Raw genomic sequence first — 23389 nt, 5'->3', positions numbered from 1 at the left:
ATTAAAGTAGGTGAGTTACGATGAAAACAATGAAAGTTACTCAAATTAAATCTGGTGCCCATCGCCTCAAGAGCCACAAAGCTTGTCTTATGGGCCTTGGTTTACGCCGTATTGGACATACAGTTGAAGTTGAAGACACGCCTTCAACCCGTGGAATGGTGAATCGCATCAATTACATGGTTAAAGTGGAGGAAGCGTAATGGGACTTAAATTAAACGAATTATCACCAGGCGTAGGCGCCAAAAAAACTGCACACCGTAAAGGTCGTGGTATCGGTTCTGGCCTAGGCAAAACTGGTGGCCGTGGTGTTAAAGGTCAAAAATCACGTTCAGGTTCAGGCGTTCGTCGTGGATTTGAAGGTGGCCAAATGCCATTATTCCGTCGTGTACCAAAATTTGGTTTCACAAGTCAAATGGCATTAACTACTGCTGAAGTTCGTCTGTCTGAACTGAACAAGATTGACGGCGACGTAGTAAGCGTTGAGACTTTGAAAGCGGCAAACATTATCCGTCATGACATGAAACGTGCGCGTATCATCCTATCAGGCGAGATTACTAAAGCTTATACATTCAAAGGTGTTAAAGTAACTAAAGGTGCTAAAGCTGCTATTGAAGCTGCCGGCGGTACTGTTGAAGTTACTGAGGGTACTGAGGAGTAATTTAGATGGCTAAGCAATCTGCGCCTACCTCTGCAATTCCGATGAACCCGCTCGTTTTTATTCGTAAATATGATGAGCTATGGAATCGTCTGTTATTTTTGATAGGGGCGCTGGTTGTCTACCGTTTAGGTTCACATATCCCAGTTCCTGGTATTAATCCGGTTAGCCTAGCTGACTTATTCTCTCGCAATGAAAACACCATCTTAAGCATGTTCAACATGTTCTCAGGTGGTGCTTTAGAGCGAATGTCAATTATGGCTTTGGGTATCATGCCTTACATCTCAGCTTCTATTATCGTACAGATGATGTCGGCGGTACTACCGTCGCTTGAAGCTTTGAAAAAAGAAGGAGAGGCCGGTCGTCGTAAGCTAAACAAGTATACGCGACAAGGGACTCTCTTTTTGGCATCTATTCAAGCCATATTTATGTGTACCGGATTAATCAGTCAAAACCTGACTTTATCCTCAGGGTTAACCTTTTATATTCCTGCTGTGAGCTCTCTTGTAGCAGGCGCCATGTTCTTGATGTGGCTTGGTGAGCAAATTACAGAACGCGGTGTGGGCAATGGTATTTCAATGCTTATTTTTGCAAGCATTGTATCCAGTGTGCCTAGTATGTTAGGTCAGTCTTTCGAAATGGTCAAAAATGACCCTCAAAGTCTGATTGTACTGCTGATATTTGCGGTATTAGGCATTGCAGTGACTGCAGGTATTGTGTTTATTGAACGAGCACAGCGCCGCATCCCTGTTAACTATGCGCAAAAACAGCAACTAGGTCGTAAAATTTATGCCGATCAGCAGTCGCATTTGCCACTGAAGATTAATATGGCCGGCGTTATCCCAGCGATTTTTGCCAGCGCTTTATTAATGTTCCCAGCAAGTCTGGGGCAGTGGGTAGGTAACTCTGCCGATCCTAGTACATGGCAGCAAATTCTACAAACCATGTCATTAGTTCTCGCACCGGGTCAGCCATTATATTTGGTTTTATTTGGTGCAATGATTATTTTCTTCTGTTATTTCTACACGGCATTGGTATTTAGTCCACGTGAAGTAGCAGAGAACTTGAAACGTAGTGGGGCATACATTCCTGGCATTAGACCTGGTCTGCAAACTCAGCGTTATTTAGATCACGTATTAAACCGCTTAACCTTCATTGGGGCGATTTATATGACGGCGATTTGTTTAATGCCAATGCTACTACAGTCTTCATTTGGCATACCATTCCACTTAGGTGGGACATCACTTTTAATTATGGTAGTCGTGGTTATGGATTTCATTTCACAGCTACAGGCTCACTTAATGACACATCAGTATCATGATCAAACACTGATTAGATAGGTCTTAACTTTATCCTTAAAATCGCTAAAAAGTGTTTGTTCAATAGGAGAAAATTATGAAAGTTCAAGCATCTGTTAAGAAAATTTGTGGTAGCTGTAAAGTAGTTCGCCGTAAAGGTAAAGTACATGTTATCTGCAAAGCAGAACCACGTCATAAACAGCGTCAAGGTTAATCAGTAATTTTTGAGTATTTTAGACACGTTTAGAATACTATTTACGAATTAAACTTGAAAAATAAAGGCGGATGAGCTATCATCCGCCACTTGCCGTCGTTTACTAACTTTTATTTGGCTTTTGGCGTTAAAACCAGTTGACCAAAGACAAGATACAGTAAATGGCAAAATCTGAAACATAAGTCTCAAGATTATTTTTAATATAATAAAGACTCATTTTTCATAACTGGAGAGAAATCAATGGCTCGTATTGCCGGCGTCAACATCCCGGATAACAAGCATGCAGTGATTTCATTGACTTATATTTTTGGTATTGGCCGTACTACCGCTAAGAAAATCTTAGACACGGTTGGCATTGCTCCTACTACCAAAATCAGTCAATTAGATGACGCACAGCTTGATGCTATCCGTGCAGAAGTTGGTAACTACATGACAGAGGGTGACCTACGTCGTGAAGTTTCAATGAATATCAAGCGTTTGGTCGATTTAGGTTGTTACCGTGGCATCCGCCATCGTCGTAACTTACCTGTAAGAGGTCAAAACACGAAGAACAACGCTCGTACTCGTAAGGGTCCGATTCGTTCAATTAAAAGATAATTAACTTAGGAAGCTAAAAGATGGCAAAAGACACCCGTGGTCGTAAAAAAACGGCACGTCGTTCGGTATCCGAGGGCGTAGCCCACATTCATGCGTCTTTTAATAACACCATTGTAACGATTACTGATCGTCAAGGTAATGCATTGGCTTGGGCCACCTCAGGTGGACAAGGCTTCCGTGGTTCACGTAAATCTACACCATTTGCAGCCCAGGTTGCAGCTGAAGTTGCTGGTAAAGCAGCTCAAGAAACTTATGGTGTAAAAAATGTCGATGTTCTGGTTAAAGGTCCAGGACCGGGTCGTGAGTCTGCGGTAAGAGCTTTAGGTGCATTAGGTTATAAAATTAACAGCATATCTGATGTAACCCCAATCCCACACAACGGTTGCCGTCCGCCTAAAAAGCGTCGCGTATAAACTATTGTTGCCGTATATTGTGCCGAACGTATTGGCAGATATACGGTGTGTGTATTAAGACGAAATTACCGTTACAAGTTACTATTAAGACGTAACTCAAGGAGACACAAGCATGGCCCGTTATATTGGTCCAAAATTAAAGTTGTCGCGTCGTGAAGGTACTGATTTACAATTAAAATCAGGTGTTAAGCCTTATGACGTTAAAACTAAAAAAGCAGGTCGCGTACCTGGCCAACATGGCAACACTCGCAATAAAGCTTCTGAATACTCGTTACAGCTTCGTGAGAAGCAAAAAGTTAAGCGTATGTATGGCGTTTTAGAGCGTCAGTTCGCTAACTACTATAAAGAATCTGCACGTGCTCGTGGCGCAACTGGTGAACACCTATTGCAAATGCTAGAGCGCCGTTTAGACAACGTTGTATATCGTATGGGCTTTGGCTCAACTCGTGCAGAAGCACGTCAGTTAGTAAGCCACCGTGCGGTTATGATTAAAAAAGCTGGTCGCGATGAGTTTGTTCGTGTGAACATTCCATCAATCCAAGTTCAAGATGGTGACGTTATCGCCATTCATGAAAAAGCGAAAGAACAGTTACGTATTAAGAATGCTATCGAACTTGCCACTCAACGTGGTATCCCTGAGTGGTTAGAAGTTGATCATAGCAAAATGCAAGGTACATTTAAGCAAGCTCCAGATCGTATTGATCTACCTGCAGAAATCACCGAAAGCTTAATCGTTGAATTGTATTCTAAATAATCGCTAACAATAATTTGATTAACTAATCGAGGTGACAATATGATGCTAAATGCTACCGAGTTTCTGACCCCTAATGCCATTAATGTGGATGCGGTTGACGAAACCAATGCAAAAGTCACGCTCGAGCCGTTAGAACGCGGCTTTGGGCATACCCTAGGTAATGCCCTTCGTCGCATTCTTTTATCTTCATTGCCTGGTGCAGCGGTTATTGAAGCAGAAATCGAAGGAGTTGATCATGAATATTCAACTCTTGAAGGTCTGCAAGAAGACGTTTTAGATTTATTGTTAAATCTAAAAGGTCTTGCGATTACTATGCACGATCAAAATGAAGTGTTTTTAACACTAGACAAAAAAGGTCCTGGCATTATCACTGCGGCAGATATCGAACTGCCACACAACGTTGATATTGTTAACCCTGAATTGGTTCTAGGTACGCTAGGTGACCGTGGTCATCTAAAAATGCGCTTACGTGTGGTTATGGGTCGTGGTTACGAGCCTGCTAACCTACGCCGTGAAGATGGTGACACGAAGGCCATTGGTCGCTTGAAATTGGATGCTAGCTTTAGCCCAGTTTCACGTGTGGCTTATCAAGTTGAAAATGCTCGTGTTGAACAGCGCACGGATCTTGACCGTCTGATCATTGAACTAGAAACCAATGGCACGATCGATCCTGAAGAAGCAATTCGCAAAGCAGCAACTATTTTGCAGCAACAAATCTCTATTTTTGTAGATTTAGAAGCAGAAGAAGCGCCAGAGCCTGTGAAAGAGAAAGAAGAGGTTGACCCTGTACTATTACGTCCAGTGGATGACCTTGAACTAACGGTTCGCTCAGCCAACTGTTTAAAAGCTGAAAACATTTACTATATCGGCGATTTGGTTCAGCGTTCAGAGACTGAACTGCTTAAAACACCAAACCTTGGTAAGAAATCATTAACCGAAATTAAAGACGTTTTAGCGTCTAAAGGTCTTGAACTGGATATGCGCCTAGAAAACTGGCCACCAGCAGATCTACGTGTTGATGACCGTTTTTCTTACCGTAGCCGTTAAACTATTAAGGATATTTGACCATGCGACATCGTAAGAGTGGAGTTAAGCTGGGTCGCACCGGCAGCCATCGTAAGGCAATGTTCCAGAACATGACAAACTCTCTGTTTGAGCATGAACTGATCAAAACAACATTACCTAAAGCTAAAGAGCTTCGCCGTGTAGCTGAGCCTCTAATTACTTTGGCAAAAGAAGATTCTGTAGCCAACCGCCGTTTAGCATTCAGCCGTATGCGTAACAAAAATATGGTTGGTAAGTTATTTGGTACATTAGCACCACGTTATCAAGCGCGCCCAGGTGGATACATCCGTATCATCAAATGTGGCAACCGTGATGGTGACAATGCACCAATGGCTTATGTTGAACTGGTAGACCGCGACTAATTTTTATTGGTTGTTGGCCAGTCCATCTGCTACAAAAAACCTCAGTAGCTTTATAAATTCTGTTTTACATAATTTATAAAGTAGCTGGGGTTTTCTTATGTCCTAAAAAAAGCTTATATTTGTCCTAAAAAAGCTTAGGTTGTCCTCACTGACTTCAAATACTCGATGTAGACACCAAGCCTAAAGATATAAATAAAAAATAACGGACTAACATTCATTAGCCCGTTATCTCAATTCTAGCGTTAACTGTACCCTATATCATCTTTGATCTACACCATTTTACTCAAGAATTTGACTGGCATCACCAGCACCTTGACGCACTAATTGTGGGGGGAAGACAGTCATATCCACTATGGTGGTCAGCTTGGTGGTTAGCACACCGGCGTTAATCATGACATCAATATTATTACCCAGCTTGTCTTCAATATCGAAGGGATCATCTAGTGCCAATGGGGTAGAGGGCAAGATAAGCGAACTGGTCAAAATCGGTTCACCCATAGCCTCTAGCAGCATCTGCGCTATCGGGTTAGAGGGCACACGAATACCAATGGTTTTTTTCTTGGGATGCGATAACTTCTTTGGCACATCTTTGGTGGCATCTAGAATAAAAGTGATTGGCGCGGGAGTGGATGCTTTTAACAGCTTAAACTGCTGATTATCTACGGTAGCGTAGGTGGCAATTTCGCTTAAATCTCGGCACAACAGTGTAAATTGATGCTTATCATCGAGTTGACGAATTAAACGCAGCTTCTCAATGGCCTCTTTTGAGCCAATTTTGCAGCCAAAAGCATAGCTGGTATCAGTAGGGTAGACGATCAGCTGATCAAGGTTTAATGCATCCACAGTTTGGCTGATAAGTCTGGGCTGAGGGTTTTCGGGGTGAATGTATAAAGTTTGCATAAGATGCCTCCTGATAACTAAGGTCAATCCTGATGCTGCTTTGAGCTTGCGATACAGGCTGCATTGTAGCGCCTTTAGAATCGCACAGTTAAAAGTTAGCCATTATGACCCTAGACTAGGTTATTTATAATTGTCTAATGAGTTAAATTGGGCAATTAATTAGTTGGGTGTCTAAGCTATAGTATCATGACACAAGTAGGCTAGAGCTGTTAACAGTATTTTTGCATCTTTGGGCAGGGTTTGTGGGGCGTTAAGGTAACTGAGCGCTTGGTTATAAACGTCAATAGCAAAAGTGCTCTGACTGGTATCAAAGTTGGCATGTAGGTTGTCTTGTGAGACCCGAAAGCGTCGTTGGCACATTAGGCTAAGTAGGCATTCTATAGCTTGCGGCTTAATCTCTACTTGCTCAAATGCATGCTGTTGGGCTTCTGTACGCCCATCGGGGGCATACCAGTAGCCAAAGTCGGACAACGTGCGTCTGCGGGCACCTGCCAAGCTCCAGTGACTGATTTCATGTAGAGCGCTTTGAAAAAAGCCATGTGCAAACTCGATACGTGCAGGTTGTCCATCAACTGATGGAAAATACTCAGGTTCAAAGTCGCCGCGTACTAAGGTGACGTTTTGAGTGGCAAATAAAGTATTAAACACAGCAATAAGCCAGTCCACCTTCACAGCCTCTATCTGCTCATCTGTTAGATTGACCAAATTAAGTGTTTGCTGCGTAATGTGTTGCCATTGGAATTTGAAACGAGATAACGCTTTAGGCATAGTGCTTGGCATCTCTTGCAGCAGCGTATTGGCCAAAGCGGTTATGGGTAGGTCACAAAAATTAATCACAGACATGGCTTTAATGATCCAAAGAAAATGGCAAGCGGCTATTTTAGCAAGTTAATTGCCGCTGACAACCTTATCCTCGCTTAGCAATGAGCGATATCATTTTTAAAAAAGAGAGAAGTATGACAAAATACACCAAGGATACGAAATCCACTAACTTAACGGATTTGAACGTGAGCAATAATACTGAAAAAAGTGCACAGCAGTTACCTAATCACGTCAATTTAGAGAAGTGGGAAGATGCCGGCTATGTTTGGTCAGGTAGCATTACCCCACGTCTGCTAAAGCGATTGGTAGATATTGTCCCTGAAGACTATCAAGATAAGCCCATTGACTTAAGATGTGAGCTGAAAAAACAAGGTCAGTTATTGACCCTAGAGATGCAGTTCACAGGCGATATTTGGGTGACGTGTCAGCGCTGTCTTAATCCACTGAACATCGATGTCACTCACGATGCGCAGCTGATACTATTACAGCGTGAAGAGCAAGAAAGCTTGGTGGATGAGTCTGATGATTATCTGCTGCTAGAGGAGCTGCTCGCCGATCAGCCTGAGAATAAAAAAGGCGATCGCCTGCTACCACTAAAAAAACTGGTCGAGGATGAGTTGCTTTTAGATGTCCCTTTATCTGCCAAACATGATGATTGTGAAATGGCAGTAGAGCAGGTCGGTGAAATTATCGAAGAGGAAGCAGAAAACCCATTTGCCGCACTCGAAGCACTCAAAGGTAAGCTTTAAAACTTGATCTTAGCACGTGCTCATCTGATTGATTAGATCTCGTAAAACTTGCAAAGTGAATACCCCTTTATTTTATGGAACAAAGCGAGTATAATCTCTCGTTTATTATTCCCAGATTTTAAACCTATTTGATTTTTAATAAGAGTTGCTCTTATTGAGGTCAATAGAGAACTCATTTTGCTAAGTGAGCTTATTGTATTTTAGATAAATTTTTATTTAAAATATGGCGCTCACCGCCAAAGCATATTTTAAAATAGGAGCAAGACCCATGGCTGTTCAAAAAAGTCGTAAAAGCCGCTCACGCCGTGATATGCGTCGTTCACACCACCATATGGAAGTTGCTGAGCTAAGCATCGATGCTGCCACTGGTGAAAAACATCGTCGTCACCATATGACTAAAGATGGTTTTTACCGTGGCCGCCAATTGTTTAAAGCGAGTCAAGAAGACTAACTCATAATCATTTTAAATGATTATGGTTAGATATAAGAGCTAAGCCTTACTAATGACCCTTTTATCATTAGTGGCGCTTGGCTCTTTTTTTATGAGTATATTTAGGGATAAGAAGGCTTATAATGTCACTAAAAGCGTCGCAAGCAGTTAAAAAACAAGGTCAACTGGATGTGCCTCGTCGCATTGCGGTTGTTTTTCCTGGGCAAGGTTCACAAACTGTCGGTATGCTAAATGAGCTGAGCGAAGCGTATCCTATCGTCAAAGAGACGTTTGCTGAAGCGAGTGAAGCATTAGGGTTTGATTTGTGGGCAGTGTGTCAAGATGAGGCTGAATTAGGTAAGACTGAGAACACTCAGCCTGCGTTATTAACCGCCAGTATTGCCGTTTGGCGTATTTTGCAACAAAACACTCAAATTGAACCTCTATTTTTAGCAGGGCACTCTTTAGGAGAGTACAGCGCCTTGTGTGCTGCGGGCTCAATTAGCTTTGCAGATGCTGTAAAATTGGTTCACGCGCGTGGCCACTTTATGCAGCAAGCTGTGGTAGGGGTTGATACTAAGATGGCTGCTGTACTTGGCTTAGATAACAGCCAGGTGATTAGTATCTGTGAGCAAGTAGAGAGCAATAATGATGACACCATCGTGAGCGCTGCCAACTTCAATAGCCCAGGTCAAATCGTGGTTGCGGGCAACTCTGAAGGTGTTGATATCTTAAGCCAACATATCCAATGTATGGGCAAGCGTATAGTGCCGCTCAAGGTGAGCGTACCTTCGCACTGCGCATTGATGCAGCCAGCCACAGAAGCCTTGGCAGAGAAGCTGGCCGAATGCAAATTTGAGCTGCCAAGCATTCCTGTAATTCAAAATAAAAACGCCATGGAAGAAAAAACAATCGCCGGTATAAAAAAGGCGTTAACTGAGCAGCTTAGCCATCCTGTGCTATGGACTCAAACCATGCAAAAACTGGCCGATAAACACATCAATTTAATCATTGAGTGCGGTGCAGGCACGGTTTTGAGTAATTTGGCAAAAAGACAAGACACGCCTATTGCCACTTATCCTACTGATAAGCCAGAGCGACTCGCTAAGCTTTTTGATAAGTTAAATAATGAGGATCTATAATGAGTCGTACAATCACTTTAGTTACAGGTGCCAGTCGTGGTATCGGTAAAGCTATTGCCAAGCGTTTTGCTAAGGAAGGTCACTTTGTGATTGGCACTGCCACAACCGCTGAGGGTGCTCAATCGATTGATGAGTACTTACATGATGCTGGCGGTATTGGTCGCAGCTTGGATGTGACCAATCAAGAAAGTATTGATAAATTATTTGAAGAAATTGAAAGCGTTTATGGTAGCGTGCAAGTATTGGTCAATAACGCAGGTATCACCCAAGATGGTCTGCTCATTCGTATGAAAGATGAAGATTGGGATAAAGTGGTAGACACCAACTTAACCTCAATTTACCGCATGAGTAAGCGGGCAATGCGGGGTATGATGAAAGGGCGCAAAGGTCGTATCATCAATATCACCTCAGTTGTGGGTCAGATGGGTAACGCCGGTCAAGCCAACTATGCGGCTACCAAAGCCGGTGTAGAAGGCTTTAGTCGTACTTTAGCCCGCGAAATTGGTTCACGTCAGGTGACCGTTAACTGTGTGGCCCCAGGTCTTATTGAGACGGATATGACCGATGAGCTTGATGAGCGCCTACTTAATTCTATGTTAGATGCGGTTCCTGTGGGACGTCTGGGCCAGCCTGAAGATGTTGCTGCTGCCGTCTCTTACTTAGCCAGTGATGAGGCGAGCTATGTAACTGGCGCTGTCATTCCTGTCAATGGTGGCATGTACATGTAATATATGCAGGTAAATTGTTAATTAATTAGAATTACGCCGACACTTTTGCTATTATAGGCAACAGATGTACACTTTAGATGAAAGTGGTCGCAATAATTGATAATATAGTGACCCCTATCTAGTAGATCGATGCTAAAGTTCAATGCTTGAGCGGCCACTACAGGTGAAAAGTTTAAGCATTGCCATTATTAGAAAATTTTAAATTACCAATCAGGATGGAGACTCCTATGAGCGAAGAAATTGAATTAAAAGTAAAATCAGCTGTAGCCGAACAGCTAGACGTGAATATTGAAGACATCAAGAGCGATTCTTCATTCATTAACGATCTAGGTGCTGACTCTTTAGACCTAGTTGAACTGGTAATGAACTTTGAAAATGACTTTGATATCACTATCCCTGATGATGATTCAAGTGAATTAACCACCGTTCAAAAAGCAGTAGACTATATCAAGTCAAAATTAGAGTCTTAAGCTTTAATTTGCTGTCAATGACTCGGTTATAGAGGCATTGATAATAAAAGACCATGTACGCACGTACGTGGTCTTTTTTTTGGTGTATTGTTTATGTGCTCAGGCGGCACGCCATTTGTAAGTAATAAAATTTAACAATTAGCTACATTGAAATAGTAATAAATCACAAGGGCAGTGGGTATACTTTAAAAGTGGAAGTCACAAACCAAAATACACAATATTAAAGACTCATTGTTTGCTGCGCTGCTTAAGGTAGTTATCAGTCGGTACTGGCTACTTGGCTGAGATGTGCCTTAGACTTGAGCTAATAATTTTATTTAAAATAATATGTGGCAAATAATATAATCAATAATTTTTAGGAGAAATTCATGGGAATTTTTAGTTTTGCAAAGGATATCGGCGATAAGATTTTTAATCGTGATGATGCCAAAAAAGAAACAGAATCACACGCAGATGCTAATGCAACCCCAGCTGCCTCTACTGAGCCATCAGCACAGTCAGTAGCTAACTTGCTATTAAAGCGTATTCAGCAGCAAAACCTTAACATCACTAATTTAAAAGTTAAGTATAACGCCACCACAGATACTGCTGAAATCAGTGGTAATGCAGAAACTCAAGCAGACCGTGAAAAAGCGATCATCGCTATTGGTAACGTTCAAAACGTTGCTAAAGTTATCGATAACATCGATATCAAGCAAGATGCGCCTGAATCTACGATGTACACTGTAAAATCTGGTGATTCTTTATCTAAGATTGCTCAAGAAGTGTATGGTTCTGCGAATGAATATAACAAGATTTTTGAAGCTAACAAGCCTATGCTAAGTAGCCCAGACAAAATCTACCCAGGCCAAATACTTCGTATTCCTAAGCCTTAATCTGTTTAATAGCTAAGCTTCTCTATCTAAGGCCCTATATTTAAGGTCCTATATCTAAGGCCCTATATTTAAGTTGCTATAGCTAACAGACTACTACAGGGAAACGTAGAAACGCTTAAGCCAAAAAGCCACCAACAACAGTTGGTGGCTTTTTTAGCTTCAAAATAAACACAAATAAACGCTTAAGTGACCTGTCATTGTTTATGATATTTTAAATCCCACATTGAGCCACAGACTTATCAGTTATGACGTTGATGAGTGACGCTTAGCCAGCTGCTCCTTAATGGCCCAGTGAATATGCTCATCTAATACCTCACCATGCTCGCCTAAACGAGAGGTAAGCTTCTCGATGTGTTTGGCATGATAAGGCGCATTACCGATACCAATAGACAGATTACGCAAAAAGTTCACATAACCGGTGCGGCGCAGTGGGCTGCCCTCGGTGCTTTTTAAGAACTGCTGCTCGCTCCACTGCCACAGCTCAATTAATAAGCTGTCATCTAGATTATGGCGGGCATGAAAGTCGTCAATAGGGCTAATTTGAGCATAACGATTCCAAGGACAAATAAGCTGGCAGTCATCACAGCCGAAGACTCGATTACCAATCGCCTTACGGTATGTCTCGTCAATGACGCCATCATGCTCAATGGTCAAATAAGAGATGCAGGCACTGGCTTTGAGCTGATAAGGGGCGACAATCGCTTGAGTGGGACAAATATCTATACAGGCACTACAGCTACCGCAGTGAGCGCTAACGGCCGTATCCTCTGGCAGTGCTAAGCTTAAAAACAGCTCTCCTAAGACAAAAAATGAGCCTGAGTCTTTATTAATCAACAAAGTGTGTTTACCCGTCCATCCCAGTCCTGCCGCATCGGCTAAAGGACGCTCAAATATCGGTGCTGAATCACTAAAGGGACGAAACACAAAAGGGCTATCTACGCCAATATCCAAGTGTTGCCACTGAGGAAGCATGGCTTCAATATTTTGAGCCAGTTTTTTTAGACGCGAGCGCATGGTTTTGTGATAGTCACGTCCTCGGGCGTAGCGGGCAATAATGGCATGATTGGGGCGCAGGTTATCTTCAATACGGCGCGGTGCGGGTGCCGCCTCTAGATAATCCATACGCACTGAGATGATGGTGCGTGAGCCCTCTACCAACAGCGCAGGATTGGCGCGCTTATCATGGTTGCTCTCCATAAAGGTCAGCTGTCCGTGATGTCCTTTCGCCAGCCAGTCACGCAGACCTTGTATTTGTGCTTCAAACAGCGGATTGTCAACGCTAATAAAGCCGCAGTCGGCAAAGCCTAACTTGATTGCCTGCTCACGAATCCACCGCTTGACATCGATGGCATCTTGAAACTCATTGGTCGGTATGGACGCATTTTTGGCAGTTGGCATAGGCGCTGTGGCAGAGGCTGGGGTAGACGACGAGGAGGACATAATAAGACACAATACTCAAAGCTCAATTAAGGGGGTATGATAAGCTATAACTACCCAAATATAAAACCTAAGCTGCCTTGGAGTCTTACTGATATGTCAAAGCAATCTCATTGTGACGCCGCTGCCCGTAGTATTCAGTCTATTCAAGCTAAGGATGCGCTAGTCCCCTTGTACAGCCCTAAGCAGGTATATGGCATAGAAAAAGCGTGGTTTGATGCCGGTAATGACAGCTATGCCCTAATGCAGCAGGCTGCTTGGCAGATTGCTCACTGGATTTACCTCACTTATAGTAAGGCCGGTGATAAGCTAAAGATAGGGGTGTGGGTGGGCCGTGGTAATAATGGCGGTGATGGCTGGCTGGTGGCTGATTATTTGACGCAATTAGGCGCGCAGGTCGCTGTCATTGAAGTGGGGCCAGAGGTCAGTACCGCTGATGCGCTTTTGGCCAAGCAGCAGGCTACAGCGACCTTAAATAACAACAAGCAAGTAATAGAGCAGACATTCACCGGCCATTTAGCGAATCAAACAAGCTTTGCTAAAGTTTGTGAACAATCCGAGTACTTAAGCGCCGATGTCTATGTGGATGCCTTATTTGGTATTGGTCTAGACCGAGCGCCTCAGTCTGCTTATGCCGATGCCATTCGCTATATCAATGCAGCCAAGCAGCACAATCATCGCTTACAAGTGGTCAGTGTGGATGTACCAAGTGGCGTGGTCTCAAGCACAGGTGAGGTCTTCGATGAGCAAGCGGTGAGGGCAGATATTACCTTATGTTTGGTGGCTCGCAAAGTAGGCTTGCACCTAAAAGATGCTATGGACTATACCGGAAAGCTGGTAGATCTGCCGCTGATACCCACAGTGTTGGGCAAGCTGCCACAAGCTTGGCTACAACATCACGCGCAGCCGTTACCTGCGCGTGATCACAATACCCATAAGGGCAGCTTTGGTCATGTACTTATCGCTGGCGGTAATCAGGTCGACGGGTCTCAGGGTATGGGTGGTGCCGCTATTTTATCGGCCAGCACAGCCTTTGCCACAGGTGTGGGTAAGCTGACGGTGGCTTGTCATAAGGCTTTTCATGGCAGTCTAATAGGCGCTGTGCCTAATGCCATGAGTTTAGACTTGCATGATGCCTCAAGCGTAGAGTCTCTTATTGCGCAGTGCGATACCTTGGCAATAGGTATGGGGCTTGGGCGAGATGAGAGTAGTTTTACGCTGTTTGAACGCTACTTGCGTACCGCTTTGCAGCAGTCCATTGCCCTGATCATTGATGCCGATGGTTTGTTTCATTTGGCCAGCTTGGCTAAGCAGGCTCCTGAAATTATTGATCAGCTGATTGCGCATGCTAAGACTCATGAGGTCTGGTATACACCGCACAGTGGTGAGGCAGGGCGATTGCTAGATATATCGGCTGATGAGATAGAAAAAGATCGACTGGCGGCCATCACGCAATTGGCCAATAAATACAATGGCAGCTGGCTGCTCAAGGGTGCAGGCTCATTGGTACTACATAAGGGTGAAATACGAGTCTGTGCAGCGGGCAATGCGGGAATGGCAACGGCTGGCATGGGTGATGTATTGTCTGGGCTGGCCGCAGGGTTACTGGCGCAATCGGTACTGCCTAAGTCTTCTCGCACTCTCATACAAGCGGTCATGATTCATGCAATGGCTGGTGATGTACTTGAGCGCAAAAAAGGAGTTTGGGCGCTACAAGCCAGTGACATGCCGCCTGTGGTAGGACAGATTATGCAGCAGTTAACCCAAGCTCAGTAGCGCTGTGAATATGAGCGCTTATATCGTCCAATATGCTGGCATAGCCAGAGCAAGGGGATGACTTGTAAAAACTAGCAGTACTGCGCCAATAGTTGCTCGGTATTTTCTCGCTTTAGCTCAATCATAGGGGCGGTTAGATAGACTCTTTGGCCAGTAGCATTGAGCGTATATACCTCATCGCCTGTGGTTAAGTGCATTAAATTAACTTGCAGCTTTTTACATTGGGTCTGAATGGTTGGGTCCAAAGTCTTGGGAGGGTGAGGGGCTTGGTTGTTTTTTGCATTGGTACTGCCTGAAGATGACAATAAAGGTGCAGTAAAAGACGACTCAGGCTGGGTTGACGTATTGGTCTGAGGCGGCGCGACAGGGGCGGAGAATTGACCTGGCTTACTGGGCCGGCCATCACCTCTCATCTGTATGATTTCAACCTGAGAGCCTATGTCAGGTGCAAAGTTAGGTGCAAATTGTGAGTACTTTACCTCACCAAATTCTCCCGTAGTTTTATACACCGGCATGGCCCAAGCTGGCAGAGCAACACCTATGCCAAGCGCCGCCACACTTAGTCCATATATGAACGTCCCATTTAACAGTGGCTTGGCAAGCCTATCGTGCATATGGATCCATGGCACAGCCTTAAATAAATACATAAGCACGGTTTATCCTATATGAGCTAAGCAGTGGCAGGCAATAAGCAGTGGGACGCAGTAAGCAACAAGATGTAAATTTTAACCAAATCATCAGGTGACAAATGATTAGTAGCGCTTGATACTCTTGTCTTTTGAAATGGTCTCTTGATGAATAGGAAACTGGCTGTGCTCAGTGACCGACTTTCGGTCATTAAAATAGTGATGCAAAGTGCGTTTTACCGCTTCAAAGGCGATGTCATCCCAAGGAATGTCTTTTTCTTCAAATAAGGCACACTCTAAGCTTTCAGGCCCGACGCCATATTTGCCGTCTTGCAACTGGGTCAGATACAGCACATAGATTTGACCGATATCAGGAATGTCATATAGACAATACAAGTGCGGGTGTGTTGCCACAGCGTCAGCTTCTTCCACAGTCTCCCGAGCGGCGCCTTCTGCCATGGTTTCGCCAATCTCCATAAACCCTGCTGGCAAAGTCCAATAGCCATATCGAGGCTCAATGGCACGGCGGCATAGCAGCACCTTATCTTGTGAGATGACAATGGCGCCACAAATAACCTTAGGGTTTTCATAGTGAATATAATGGCAGTGTGGGCAGACCAAGCGCGGGTTGTGGTCGCCGGCAGGAATTTTATGCTCCGCTAACTGGCCGCATTGCAAACAGTACGCCATAGGGCAGTCCTTATTTTTGAAATTAATCGATTACTTATTATTTTAAGCCGCATTTTTAACGCTTGCTTTGTTAAAAATGAGCAAAAAACAGGCTGGCTACTGATACGCGTTATAGCATTTATCATACATAATTACTAAGGCCAATCTATCATCAAGATAGCATATTTCAGCATAATACGTTAGTCTAACCCTACACTCTTATTTGTTGGCTTACTGTTTATCGCGCCTTATGAAATCCTCTATTGAAACGCTACTTGTACCACAAAATCTGTATCAAAATGAGCACTCACCACGCTTTGAAGAGCTTGCGGTGGTGTTGCCTGAGCAGGTCATTCACTCTAAGCTTAGGCAGCTGGTTGAAAGGGTACAACAGCACACATTGCATGCCACCTTTAAGCAAGACATAGCGGACACCAAGGTTCACACTCAGGCGCAGTTGGCGGCGCACTTCCAAGGCAACTCTCAAGATAATGCCCGTACTACTGAGCAGGGCAAGTCTGCGCATAATCCGTCTCACTCTACAACAACTGATGCTGCAGTTCATGGCATACAATCGGTACTCAAAAAGGAGGTGGCCACGGTCAAGGGTGGCGCACAAACTAAAAATACCGAGTTGTCATCAGGGGATATCAGTCGAGCCCAAAGGATTTTAGATAAGCTGGTCACCACTGACAATGCAGATGCCGCAGTTTTGGTGGTTATTACCAACGAGGCGCATCCTAAAATGCTGCTGACTCGGCGTGCTGCCCACTTAAGCAGCCATGCCGGAGAGGTGTCTTTTGCGGGAGGAAAGCATGACACAGGTGACGGTAATAATGTGGTTACAGCGCTGCGAGAGGCCTGCGAAGAGACTGCTCTACCACCGAGCAAAGCACAGATTGTTGGTCAATTACCAATTCAGGTATCCAAAAAGGGACTGGTGGTGCGTCCTATCGTGGCTTTGGTGGAGCCGCCCATTACCTATGTGCCTGAGCTGGGTGAGATTGCTCGTATTTTTTGGGCTGACTTTGAGACGCTAATCGAGCAGCCCACCACAGACCACATTTTGCCTTATACCATCAATGGCAAGACCCTTAATATAAAGACACCCAGCTGGCGTGTAGATGGTGAAGTGGTGTGGGGGCTGACCGGTCGGGTGCTGGCTGGTTTACTACAGATCGGTTTTGATCGCGAAGTGACTTGGTATTATGAGCCGGTTGACGGCTCTGATTAACCCATCAAACTCTCATCTTCATCTTGAATCTGCATATTTAGCCTTTATCCTTGCCCGTTAAACGGATGGTGCCTGTGTAGATGTTGCGCGGCTCTACGTATCCTTGCTGCGTGGTGTTTATGGCTAAGCTGCCATCCGTATTTATCCCCGTTACCACGCCGTGAATCACCACTGTATCTGAGTGTTTATCTTGGGCGCTTTGTGGTTTGGTCGCTTGAGTGGTGTGAGCGGATAAAGGTGGCTGCTCAATAATGATTGGTCTGCCAGCCAGCACATTGACTGCACTATAGTCTTCAATAAACTGTGTCAGGGCGTAGCTTTGTTGTGAAAACTGTTCAAATTGAGCCACGGCACGCAGCAAGGTGGCGCTCACAGGTATGTATAAATCCTCAGCACGCGGTAAGTGGCCGTGAGCGTCAGAAGGCAGGCTGTTATGGCCGCTGTGAGCATTATCCTTATTGGCTATGTGGGTTTGTTTATAATTTTGGGTTTGCTTAATAATCTGAGTTAGGCTAATGGCCTGATAATCCATGCCTTCTTTGGTGCTGTCACTTAATACAGGCGCAGCCTCGATATTCATACCAACCCCAATAATAACGCCGGTAATCTTATTGTCTGTCACCACAGGCTCAATCAAAATCCCCGCCAATTTATGAAAACTGGTATTGCTTTTATCAGCTGCGGTGGGCGTCTCACCAGCGCTGAGAGACTCAGTGTCATAATAGCCTATGTCATTGGCCCATTTTACCCCGACTATAGGCAAGCCTAGACTGCGGCGCTGACGATTGAGGTTTTGCAGCACTGGCAGGCGGGTGATGTGCAAGCCGACCACCAAGGATAATAGGCCAGACAAAGACGATTGTAAGGGGTGATACAGCGATAGATAGATATTGCCAATAGGTGACTGCCACGTTCGGGTACGCTGGCCACGGCCGGCAGTTTGCATACTGGCAGTGAGTAGATAGGGGCGAGTTTTGTCAATGTCACCATTGGCAAGTTGTTGCATAAGCTCGCTATTGGTAGAGGGGCTGACGGCAACGTGACGGTGTATTAACGGCTGATTGGCGCCTTGATTTAAGACAGACTGTGAAGCAAAGGGCATAACTTGGCCTACAAAATAAATTTAAGGGGCTAATGTGTGAAATCGGCTTTTAAGAGGTTGATAACTGGCGAACAAATAAGGGGAATATTAGCACAGCTGCCACCCAGCTTGCCGATATGTTGCGCTGCATTCGGCTTATTTTATTGATTTTCAAAATTGGTGTTTTGTTATACTGACCCTGCAGGTAAGTTTAAGACTCATTAACTGTGATTTGCTAAGTATTGAATAGGTATCGGCAAAGCGCACAAGGCAGGAAGAAACAAGTATGATGATACTGTGGTTTTTATTGGCAGGAACCTTTGCAGGCGTGTGTGCCGGTCTATTCGGTGTGGGCGGTGGTATGATTATTGTGCCAGCACTGGTGTGGATGTTCACCGCTTATGGCTATTCACCCGATATCATTGCGCATTTGGCAGTGGGCACCTCTCTGGCAACCATTATGGTTACCTCCATCAGCTCTTTGACCGCACACCACAAGCGTGGCGGTGTGCGCTGGGAAGTATGGAAAAATATGGCCATTGGTTTGGTTGTCGGCAGCTTACTTGGTGCAGCAGTGGCTGATCAAATGAATGGCTTAATGCTACAAGCACTGATTGGTGTGGCAGCGCTGCTGGTGGCCTTTAAGATGCTGTTTTTGTCCAATAAAGAAAATTTAGGTCGCCCTCTACCTTCAGCACCGGTTCAAATTGGCGCCGGCTCTGGGATTGGTATGGCATCCGCAATATTCGGTATCGGCGGTGGCAGTTTAACTGTGCCTTTTTTGACATGGGCAGGCTTACCGATGCGTCAAGCGGTAGGCACATCAGCCGCTTGCGGATTACCGATTGCCCTGGCGGGTGCGGCAGGCTTTGCTTGGTTTGGTCAGGACATGGTAGGCTTGCCTTCTGGGGCCATTGGCTTTGTACATGTCACCGGATTTATTTGTATCTCGATCGCCAGCTTTATCACCGCTAAACTGGGCGCAAAATGGGCGCACCAATTACCGGCTGCTACTTTAAAAAAGGGCTTTGGTGCACTCTTGGTAATCGCAGGCAGCCAGTTGTTGTGGTCAGGCCTAACAGGCATGGGTGTTATTTAGATAAGCACAGCGCAAAACCTGAAAAATCACCGCGTTTGCGGTAAAATAGCCGCGCTCATTTGGCTGATAGACAGCTACGTTTTCTCCTTCTTATCTTTTAACTTATTATGCGGCCTTCATGCGTTTAAAATCTCTTAAATTGTCCGGCTTTAAATCTTTTGCCAATCCAACCACTTTTAGCTTTCGCCATGGCATTACTGCCATTGTGGGGCCTAATGGCTGTGGTAAATCTAATGTGATTGATGCCATCCGCTGGGTTTTGGGCGAGTCCTCTGCCAAGCAGCTGCGTGGTGGGGCAATGAGTGATGTTATTTTTGCCGGTACTCAGAATAAAGCTGCCAAAAGTCTGGCCAGTGTTGAGCTAACCTTTGAGCATACCCAAGATGAGCAGACCGGTATTCGCCATGAGCTCAATTTATATCATGAGCTGTCAGTGCGCCGCCAGATTAATGGGGAGGGTAAGTCGGATTATTTTATCAATGGTACCCGATGCCGCCGCCGTGATGTGGTCGATGTATTCTTAGGCACAGGCTTGGGACCACGCAGCTACTCGGTGATTCAGCAAGGGATGATAGGACGTATTGTCGACTCAAGCCCGCTACAGTTGCGTGAGTTTATTGAAGAGGCCGCGGGGGTGTCACGCTATCAGGCCCGCCGTGAAGAGACTCAAAAAAAGCTGCTTAGAACCCGAGAGAATTTAGAGCGCTTACAAGACATTGAAGCTGAGCTGAGCCGTCAGAAGAAAAAGCTGGCCAAACAAGCTGAGAGCGCCACCCACTATCAGCAGTTGCAGCAGCAGCTAAGTGAAGTCAAAGAGCAGCTGGGCACGCAGCAATTGTATCAGGCCAAAGCGGCACAAATGCAGCACAAGGCTGAGCAAGAGCAGCTGACTAAGAGCCTTGAGGCGCAGCAAGCTCAGGACAGTATGCTGAAACAAAAGCTGGCCAAAGTCAGTGCACGTCTGGCTGAGGAGCAGTGGCTAAAAGATGAGGCGCGTGATAGCCTGCACCAACAAGATTTACAGCGCCAGCAGGTTGAGCATCAACTCAAAGAGCTGCACTCTAGCCTCAGTCAGCTGGAAGGGAAGTTACGTGCCAATGCCGATCGGCAGCAAAAAATACAGGCCAGTATGTTGGCCACCGAGCAAGACAATCAAGCACAAAATGAGACCTTGACCCAGTTAGCCCCTGAGCTTGAAGCCCTGCAAGTACAGCAGCAGCAAACGCAGAAAAAATATGCGCCGCTGCAGTCGGCTTGGGAGGCAAGCAATACCAAAGTGGCTAAGATTGAGGCGGACAAACGAGAGGTTGAGCAGCGTCTTGCGCTTGCCAAACAGTCTGAATCTCGGCTCACGCTGGATTTGTCCAAATGGCACAACAAAGATAGGCTATGGCAGCAAGAGGCAATAAAATGGGGAGTGCGCCCAAGCGGTGATACCCTTAGCGCTACTGACGCAGAGGTGACATCAGCCCCAGTTTCGCAGCCATTAAATGAGCAGATTGCTGGTATCGATAACCAGCTTAAAGGCTTAGCTAAGCAGCAAGAGGTTATTGAAGAGCAGTTAGAGACTAAGCAGCCAATTTTTAATCAATTAAAGCAGACACAACACCAGCAGCAATCACAGCTTGCCCAGTTAGAAAAGCAGCATGCCAGTCTGATGGCAGAATATGACACGTTGCATGCCATTGTTCACCCCAAAAAGCCGGCCAAGTTACCCTCAGCGCAGCCGACAGATGGCGCTCAATCCATTATGGCTGCAGATAACAGTACGGCTGCAGATAACAGTACGGCTAACCGCTCTTTAGGACACACGCTTGGGCAGCTCTCAGCATTACACGAGCAGATTAAGCTGACCGCCGCTGGCGAGCCTTATGCCCAAAGCTTGGATAAATGGTTGGCGTTTTGGCTGGATGCGGGGATACTGCCGGCCACCGGCTTTGGCAACGATAACGGCCATGCAGGATTTATTCAGTGTCTGCTGTCTGATGACAGCTTTGATAAGCTTAGTAATAAGCCTCAAAGTAAAGCAGATAAAAGCGCTGCAATGCCCCCTCAGAGTGTGTTATTTGAGGGCAGTACTGCATCAGAGCATCAACAGCAAGACTTGCCACCTGATTTACAGCCCTATTTAAAGCCTTTAACTGAGCTGATTGCTGCGCCCAAGCTTAGACTGTGGCAGCATACTTATTTGTATGTGAAAGAGCATAAGACAGATGAGGGCGCGACAGACCTAGCACTGGACTTAGATAAAATCGCAGTGCTGCTGCACAGCATGCCTGCACCTATAATAATATTAACGCAAGCAGGATGGCTAATCACTCGAGTCGGCGCAGTGCATATCAGTAAGCTTGATAAAAGTGGACAACATCCGTCATTTTTAAGCATTCGCTTGCAGCAACAACAGCGTCTGGCTGTACTTGAGGCGCATTTAAATGAGACAGAAACCCAGATTGAGCAGCTTACTAACACCATAAAAGCACAGGCTCATAAGCAAGAGCAACTGTCTGTGATTATTGAAGAGCTGTTGGCACAATTATCTGCCTCAGCGCATAAGCGCCATGAACTACAGCAGCAAAGAATTACCTTGGTAGCCAAACAAGAGCGGCAAGACAGCGAGCAGCAGCGCTTACAAGCACAGCGAGATGAGCTGGATGCTGAACAGCAAGAAATCCAAAGCGCTCAGTTGGCATTAAGCCAAAAAATTGAATCAGATAACAAGCACTTACAAGCCTTGATGCCAGAATTAAAGGCAGCAAAACAGCAGCAGCAACAGCTAGAGCTAGAGCGCCAGCAAATCAGTCAGCAAGAGCGTGACAACAATGACAGCTTACGTCAATTACAGTTGCAATACAGCCAAGCACAGATTGCTGCCAAGCACAGTGCGGCGCAGTTACAGCAGTTTATTGAGGACAAGCAGCAGTTAGAGCGCAGTCAGCAAAAGCTTATCCAAGAGCAAGATAAGCTGCAACACAAGCTGCCACAATTACAAACCCAGCAACAAGCAGTCAGCCAGCAGCACCATGAGCTGCAAGTGGCCTTAGATGAGCGCCAAGCGGTAATTGGCAGCTTACAGAGTGACGTTGAGGCGCATCAAGCCCGCCGTGATGACTTAGAATCGCACATTCAGCAGCTACAAGATAAGTTATCGCACAGCATCACTCAAGTGGCCATTGCTGATGAGCGTATCAAAGAAGCCAGTGAGCGATTAAAGGGGTTAAACACACAAATTAGCCCCTTGGCTTTACTGACCGATTATATTACCCATGGGCGCAGTGTGTCAGCTGCCAAGCTAGAAAAACTGCACGCGGCAGAAAGTCAGCTAACGGCTAAGCTTAATAACATGGGCCCGGTAAACTTAGCGGCCGCAGCCGAGCTGGCTGCTGTAGATGAGCGTCTGCTTCCGCTGGAGCAGCAGATTAATGACATAACAGCCAGTATGGATACTTTAAGTGAAGCCATTGCCTCTATCGATGGCAAAACCAAAACCTTGTTCTTACAAACCTTAGACTCGGTTAATGAGTCACTCACTCAGCTGTTTACCAAGGTGTTTGGTGGTGGTCAGGCCAGTTTAACCTTAATCAAGGACGATGAATTGGGCGTAGGGGAGCAGTGGCGAGCAGGTCTTGAATTGATGGCGCAGCCCAAAGGTAAAAAGAACAGCCGTTTGGCAGTATTGTCTGGTGGGGAGAAGACATTAACAGCGCTGAGCCTTATTTTTGCTATCTTTAAGCAGCATCCTGCACCATTTTGTGTGCTCGATGAGGTGGACGCACCGCTTGATGATGCTAACGTGGTGCGCTTTACCAATTTGATTGCTGATTTAGCTGATGAGGTGCAGTTTATTTTTATCAGCCACAATAAATTGGCAATGCAAATCGCCGACGAGCTTAAAGGGGTGACCATGCCGCAAGCGGGTATCTCAACGCTGGTGAGTGTCAGCCTAGAAGAGGCCGAGCAGTATTTAGAGCCTTCGGCTTAACGATTTATAGACAT

At 45.3% G+C, this 23389-nt stretch carries 25 protein-coding genes; 19 read left to right on the top strand and 6 right to left on the bottom strand.

Features of this window, described 5'->3' with window-relative positions; genetic code table 11:
• Window positions 1–20 precede the first annotated feature (20 nt).
• From rpmD to rplQ, 9 genes are all read left to right on the top strand, one after another.
• Window positions 21–200 (top strand): 50S ribosomal protein L30, encoded by a 180-nt coding sequence (gene rpmD, locus JMX92_RS01840; protein ID WP_011959727.1) that lies wholly within the window; start codon window positions 21–23, stop codon window positions 198–200.
• Window positions 200–658, top strand: a complete 459-nt coding sequence (gene rplO / locus JMX92_RS01835) for a 50S ribosomal protein L15 (protein ID WP_011959728.1) — start codon at window positions 200–202, stop codon at window positions 656–658. The genes rpmD and rplO overlap by 1 nt, the downstream gene beginning before the upstream one ends.
• Window positions 659–663: 5 nt before the next feature.
• Entirely contained in the window at window positions 664–1995 is a 1332-nt protein-coding gene (gene secY, locus JMX92_RS01830) for a preprotein translocase subunit SecY (RefSeq protein ID WP_011959729.1), read from the top strand.
• Window positions 1996–2050: 55 nt separating this feature from the next.
• Entirely contained in the window at window positions 2051–2167 is a 117-nt protein-coding gene (gene rpmJ / locus JMX92_RS01825; protein ID WP_007394227.1) for a 50S ribosomal protein L36, read from the top strand.
• A 240-nt stretch (window positions 2168–2407) separates the two neighbouring features.
• The gene (gene rpsM, locus JMX92_RS01820) at window positions 2408–2764 is read left to right on the top strand and encodes a 30S ribosomal protein S13 (protein WP_011959730.1); all 357 of its coding nucleotides are present in this window, start codon (window positions 2408–2410) and stop codon (window positions 2762–2764) included.
• A 20-nt stretch (window positions 2765–2784) separates the two neighbouring features.
• A complete protein-coding gene (rpsK, locus tag JMX92_RS01815) occupies window positions 2785–3177 on the top strand; it encodes a 30S ribosomal protein S11 (protein WP_007394225.1) in 393 nt (130 codons plus the stop codon).
• 112 nt (window positions 3178–3289) lie between these two features.
• Window positions 3290–3931, top strand: a complete 642-nt coding sequence (gene rpsD / locus JMX92_RS01810; RefSeq protein ID WP_011959731.1) for a 30S ribosomal protein S4 — start codon at window positions 3290–3292, stop codon at window positions 3929–3931.
• A gap of 39 nt (window positions 3932–3970) precedes the next feature.
• Window positions 3971–4978: a DNA-directed RNA polymerase subunit alpha gene (locus JMX92_RS01805; RefSeq protein ID WP_011959732.1), complete on the top strand. Its 1008-nt coding sequence runs from the start codon at window positions 3971–3973 to the stop codon at window positions 4976–4978.
• A gap of 20 nt (window positions 4979–4998) precedes the next feature.
• Window positions 4999–5358 (top strand): 50S ribosomal protein L17, encoded by a 360-nt coding sequence (gene rplQ / locus JMX92_RS01800; protein WP_011959733.1) that lies wholly within the window; start codon window positions 4999–5001, stop codon window positions 5356–5358.
• Between the two features lie 279 nt (window positions 5359–5637).
• On the opposite strand, the gene JMX92_RS01795 is transcribed toward rplQ, so the two are convergent.
• Together JMX92_RS01795 and JMX92_RS01790 are read right to left on the bottom strand one after the other, a co-directional pair.
• Window positions 5638–6258, bottom strand: a complete 621-nt coding sequence (locus JMX92_RS01795; protein ID WP_201543576.1) for an L-threonylcarbamoyladenylate synthase — start codon at window positions 6256–6258, stop codon at window positions 5638–5640.
• A gap of 171 nt (window positions 6259–6429) precedes the next feature.
• Window positions 6430–7101 (bottom strand): elongation factor P hydroxylase, encoded by a 672-nt coding sequence (locus JMX92_RS01790; protein WP_201543567.1) that lies wholly within the window; start codon window positions 7099–7101, stop codon window positions 6430–6432.
• 113 nt (window positions 7102–7214) lie between these two features.
• On the opposite strand from JMX92_RS01790, the gene JMX92_RS01785 reads away from it, so the two are divergent.
• The 6 genes from JMX92_RS01785 (at window position 7215) to lysM (ending at window position 11474) form a co-directional block, all read left to right on the top strand.
• Window positions 7215–7829 carry a YceD family protein gene (locus JMX92_RS01785; protein WP_041773272.1) on the top strand — a complete coding sequence of 205 codons (615 nt, stop codon included), beginning with the start codon at window positions 7215–7217 and terminating at the stop codon, window positions 7827–7829.
• A gap of 268 nt (window positions 7830–8097) precedes the next feature.
• Window positions 8098–8280, top strand: a complete 183-nt coding sequence (gene rpmF / locus JMX92_RS01780) for a 50S ribosomal protein L32 (protein WP_201543559.1) — start codon at window positions 8098–8100, stop codon at window positions 8278–8280.
• Between the two features lie 122 nt (window positions 8281–8402).
• Entirely contained in the window at window positions 8403–9401 is a 999-nt protein-coding gene (gene fabD, locus JMX92_RS01775; RefSeq protein ID WP_011959738.1) for an ACP S-malonyltransferase, read from the top strand.
• Window positions 9401–10129, top strand: a complete 729-nt coding sequence (gene fabG / locus JMX92_RS01770) for a 3-oxoacyl-ACP reductase FabG (protein WP_011959739.1) — start codon at window positions 9401–9403, stop codon at window positions 10127–10129. The genes fabD and fabG overlap by 1 nt, the downstream gene beginning before the upstream one ends.
• Window positions 10130–10356: 227 nt before the next feature.
• Window positions 10357–10599: an acyl carrier protein gene (gene acpP / locus JMX92_RS01765; RefSeq protein WP_011959740.1), complete on the top strand. Its 243-nt coding sequence runs from the start codon at window positions 10357–10359 to the stop codon at window positions 10597–10599.
• Between the two features lie 368 nt (window positions 10600–10967).
• Window positions 10968–11474, top strand: coding sequence for a peptidoglycan-binding protein LysM (lysM, locus tag JMX92_RS01760; protein ID WP_201543557.1), 507 nt, complete (start codon window positions 10968–10970; stop codon window positions 11472–11474).
• Window positions 11475–11717: 243 nt separating this feature from the next.
• On the opposite strand, the gene queG is transcribed toward lysM, so the two are convergent.
• Entirely contained in the window at window positions 11718–12872 is a 1155-nt protein-coding gene (gene queG / locus JMX92_RS01755; protein ID WP_201543664.1) for a tRNA epoxyqueuosine(34) reductase QueG, read from the bottom strand.
• Window positions 12873–13007: 135 nt separating this feature from the next.
• Between queG and JMX92_RS01750 the strand changes: the two genes are divergently transcribed.
• Window positions 13008–14687: an NAD(P)H-hydrate dehydratase gene (locus tag JMX92_RS01750; protein WP_201543556.1), complete on the top strand. Its 1680-nt coding sequence runs from the start codon at window positions 13008–13010 to the stop codon at window positions 14685–14687.
• A gap of 71 nt (window positions 14688–14758) precedes the next feature.
• Here the strand turns inward: JMX92_RS01750 and JMX92_RS01745 are convergent, their stop codons facing one another.
• Together JMX92_RS01745 and JMX92_RS01740 are read right to left on the bottom strand one after the other, a co-directional pair.
• A complete protein-coding gene (locus JMX92_RS01745; RefSeq protein ID WP_201543555.1) occupies window positions 14759–15334 on the bottom strand; it encodes a hypothetical protein in 576 nt (191 codons plus the stop codon).
• Window positions 15335–15439: 105 nt separating this feature from the next.
• Complete coding sequence (locus JMX92_RS01740; RefSeq protein WP_011959745.1) at window positions 15440–16003, bottom strand: NUDIX hydrolase; 564 nt, start codon at window positions 16001–16003, stop codon at window positions 15440–15442.
• Window positions 16004–16232: 229 nt separating this feature from the next.
• On the opposite strand from JMX92_RS01740, the gene JMX92_RS01735 reads away from it, so the two are divergent.
• On the top strand, window positions 16233–17216 hold the full coding sequence (locus JMX92_RS01735; protein WP_227675231.1) for an NUDIX hydrolase: 984 nt from the start codon (window positions 16233–16235) through the stop codon (window positions 17214–17216).
• A 37-nt stretch (window positions 17217–17253) separates the two neighbouring features.
• Here the strand turns inward: JMX92_RS01735 and JMX92_RS01730 are convergent, their stop codons facing one another.
• The gene (locus tag JMX92_RS01730) at window positions 17254–18318 is read right to left on the bottom strand and encodes a biotin--[acetyl-CoA-carboxylase] ligase (protein ID WP_201543554.1); all 1065 of its coding nucleotides are present in this window, start codon (window positions 18316–18318) and stop codon (window positions 17254–17256) included.
• Window positions 18319–18583: 265 nt separating this feature from the next.
• Here JMX92_RS01730 and JMX92_RS01725 point away from each other — a divergent pair, with 265 nt between their 5' ends.
• Both JMX92_RS01725 and JMX92_RS01720 read left to right on the top strand, forming a co-directional pair.
• Entirely contained in the window at window positions 18584–19396 is an 813-nt protein-coding gene (locus tag JMX92_RS01725; RefSeq protein WP_201543553.1) for a sulfite exporter TauE/SafE family protein, read from the top strand.
• Window positions 19397–19514: 118 nt separating this feature from the next.
• Window positions 19515–23375, top strand: a complete 3861-nt coding sequence (locus tag JMX92_RS01720) for an AAA family ATPase (RefSeq protein ID WP_201543552.1) — start codon at window positions 19515–19517, stop codon at window positions 23373–23375.
• Window positions 23376–23389: the final 14 nt, after the last annotated feature.

This window comes from Psychrobacter sp. H7-1 (assembly GCF_904846585.1).
GTDB classification, from domain to species: Bacteria; Pseudomonadota; Gammaproteobacteria; order Pseudomonadales; family Moraxellaceae; genus Psychrobacter; species Psychrobacter raelei.
The sequence above is the reverse complement of the archived record's forward strand: the minus strand, read 5'-3'. Positions and strand labels throughout refer to the sequence as shown.

Excerpts from the sequence above, each read along its gene's own strand:
- rpmD (WP_011959727.1), top strand. The coding sequence starts at position 21 with ATGAAAACAATGAAAGTTACTCAAATTAAATCTGGTGCCCATCGCCTC.
- rplO (WP_011959728.1), top strand. The coding sequence starts at position 200 with ATGGGACTTAAATTAAACGAATTATCACCAGGCGTAGGCGCCAAAAAA.
- secY (WP_011959729.1), top strand. The coding sequence starts at position 664 with ATGGCTAAGCAATCTGCGCCTACCTCTGCAATTCCGATGAACCCGCTC.
- rpmJ (WP_007394227.1), top strand. The coding sequence starts at position 2,051 with ATGAAAGTTCAAGCATCTGTTAAGAAAATTTGTGGTAGCTGTAAAGTA.
- rpsM (WP_011959730.1), top strand. The coding sequence starts at position 2,408 with ATGGCTCGTATTGCCGGCGTCAACATCCCGGATAACAAGCATGCAGTG.
- rpsK (WP_007394225.1), top strand. The coding sequence starts at position 2,785 with ATGGCAAAAGACACCCGTGGTCGTAAAAAAACGGCACGTCGTTCGGTA.
- rpsD (WP_011959731.1), top strand. The coding sequence starts at position 3,290 with ATGGCCCGTTATATTGGTCCAAAATTAAAGTTGTCGCGTCGTGAAGGT.
- JMX92_RS01805 (WP_011959732.1), top strand. The coding sequence starts at position 3,971 with ATGATGCTAAATGCTACCGAGTTTCTGACCCCTAATGCCATTAATGTG.
- rplQ (WP_011959733.1), top strand. The coding sequence starts at position 4,999 with ATGCGACATCGTAAGAGTGGAGTTAAGCTGGGTCGCACCGGCAGCCAT.
- JMX92_RS01795 (WP_201543576.1), bottom strand. The coding sequence starts at position 6,258 with ATGCAAACTTTATACATTCACCCCGAAAACCCTCAGCCCAGACTTATC.
- JMX92_RS01790 (WP_201543567.1), bottom strand. The coding sequence starts at position 7,101 with ATGTCTGTGATTAATTTTTGTGACCTACCCATAACCGCTTTGGCCAAT.
- JMX92_RS01785 (WP_041773272.1), top strand. The coding sequence starts at position 7,215 with ATGACAAAATACACCAAGGATACGAAATCCACTAACTTAACGGATTTG.
- rpmF (WP_201543559.1), top strand. The coding sequence starts at position 8,098 with ATGGCTGTTCAAAAAAGTCGTAAAAGCCGCTCACGCCGTGATATGCGT.
- fabD (WP_011959738.1), top strand. The coding sequence starts at position 8,403 with ATGTCACTAAAAGCGTCGCAAGCAGTTAAAAAACAAGGTCAACTGGAT.
- fabG (WP_011959739.1), top strand. The coding sequence starts at position 9,401 with ATGAGTCGTACAATCACTTTAGTTACAGGTGCCAGTCGTGGTATCGGT.
- acpP (WP_011959740.1), top strand. The coding sequence starts at position 10,357 with ATGAGCGAAGAAATTGAATTAAAAGTAAAATCAGCTGTAGCCGAACAG.
- lysM (WP_201543557.1), top strand. The coding sequence starts at position 10,968 with ATGGGAATTTTTAGTTTTGCAAAGGATATCGGCGATAAGATTTTTAAT.
- queG (WP_201543664.1), bottom strand. The coding sequence starts at position 12,872 with ATGCCAACTGCCAAAAATGCGTCCATACCGACCAATGAGTTTCAAGAT.
- JMX92_RS01750 (WP_201543556.1), top strand. The coding sequence starts at position 13,008 with ATGTCAAAGCAATCTCATTGTGACGCCGCTGCCCGTAGTATTCAGTCT.
- JMX92_RS01745 (WP_201543555.1), bottom strand. The coding sequence starts at position 15,334 with ATGTATTTATTTAAGGCTGTGCCATGGATCCATATGCACGATAGGCTT.
- JMX92_RS01740 (WP_011959745.1), bottom strand. The coding sequence starts at position 16,003 with ATGGCGTACTGTTTGCAATGCGGCCAGTTAGCGGAGCATAAAATTCCT.
- JMX92_RS01735 (WP_227675231.1), top strand. The coding sequence starts at position 16,233 with ATGAAATCCTCTATTGAAACGCTACTTGTACCACAAAATCTGTATCAA.
- JMX92_RS01730 (WP_201543554.1), bottom strand. The coding sequence starts at position 18,318 with ATGCCCTTTGCTTCACAGTCTGTCTTAAATCAAGGCGCCAATCAGCCG.
- JMX92_RS01725 (WP_201543553.1), top strand. The coding sequence starts at position 18,584 with ATGATGATACTGTGGTTTTTATTGGCAGGAACCTTTGCAGGCGTGTGT.
- JMX92_RS01720 (WP_201543552.1), top strand. The coding sequence starts at position 19,515 with ATGCGTTTAAAATCTCTTAAATTGTCCGGCTTTAAATCTTTTGCCAAT.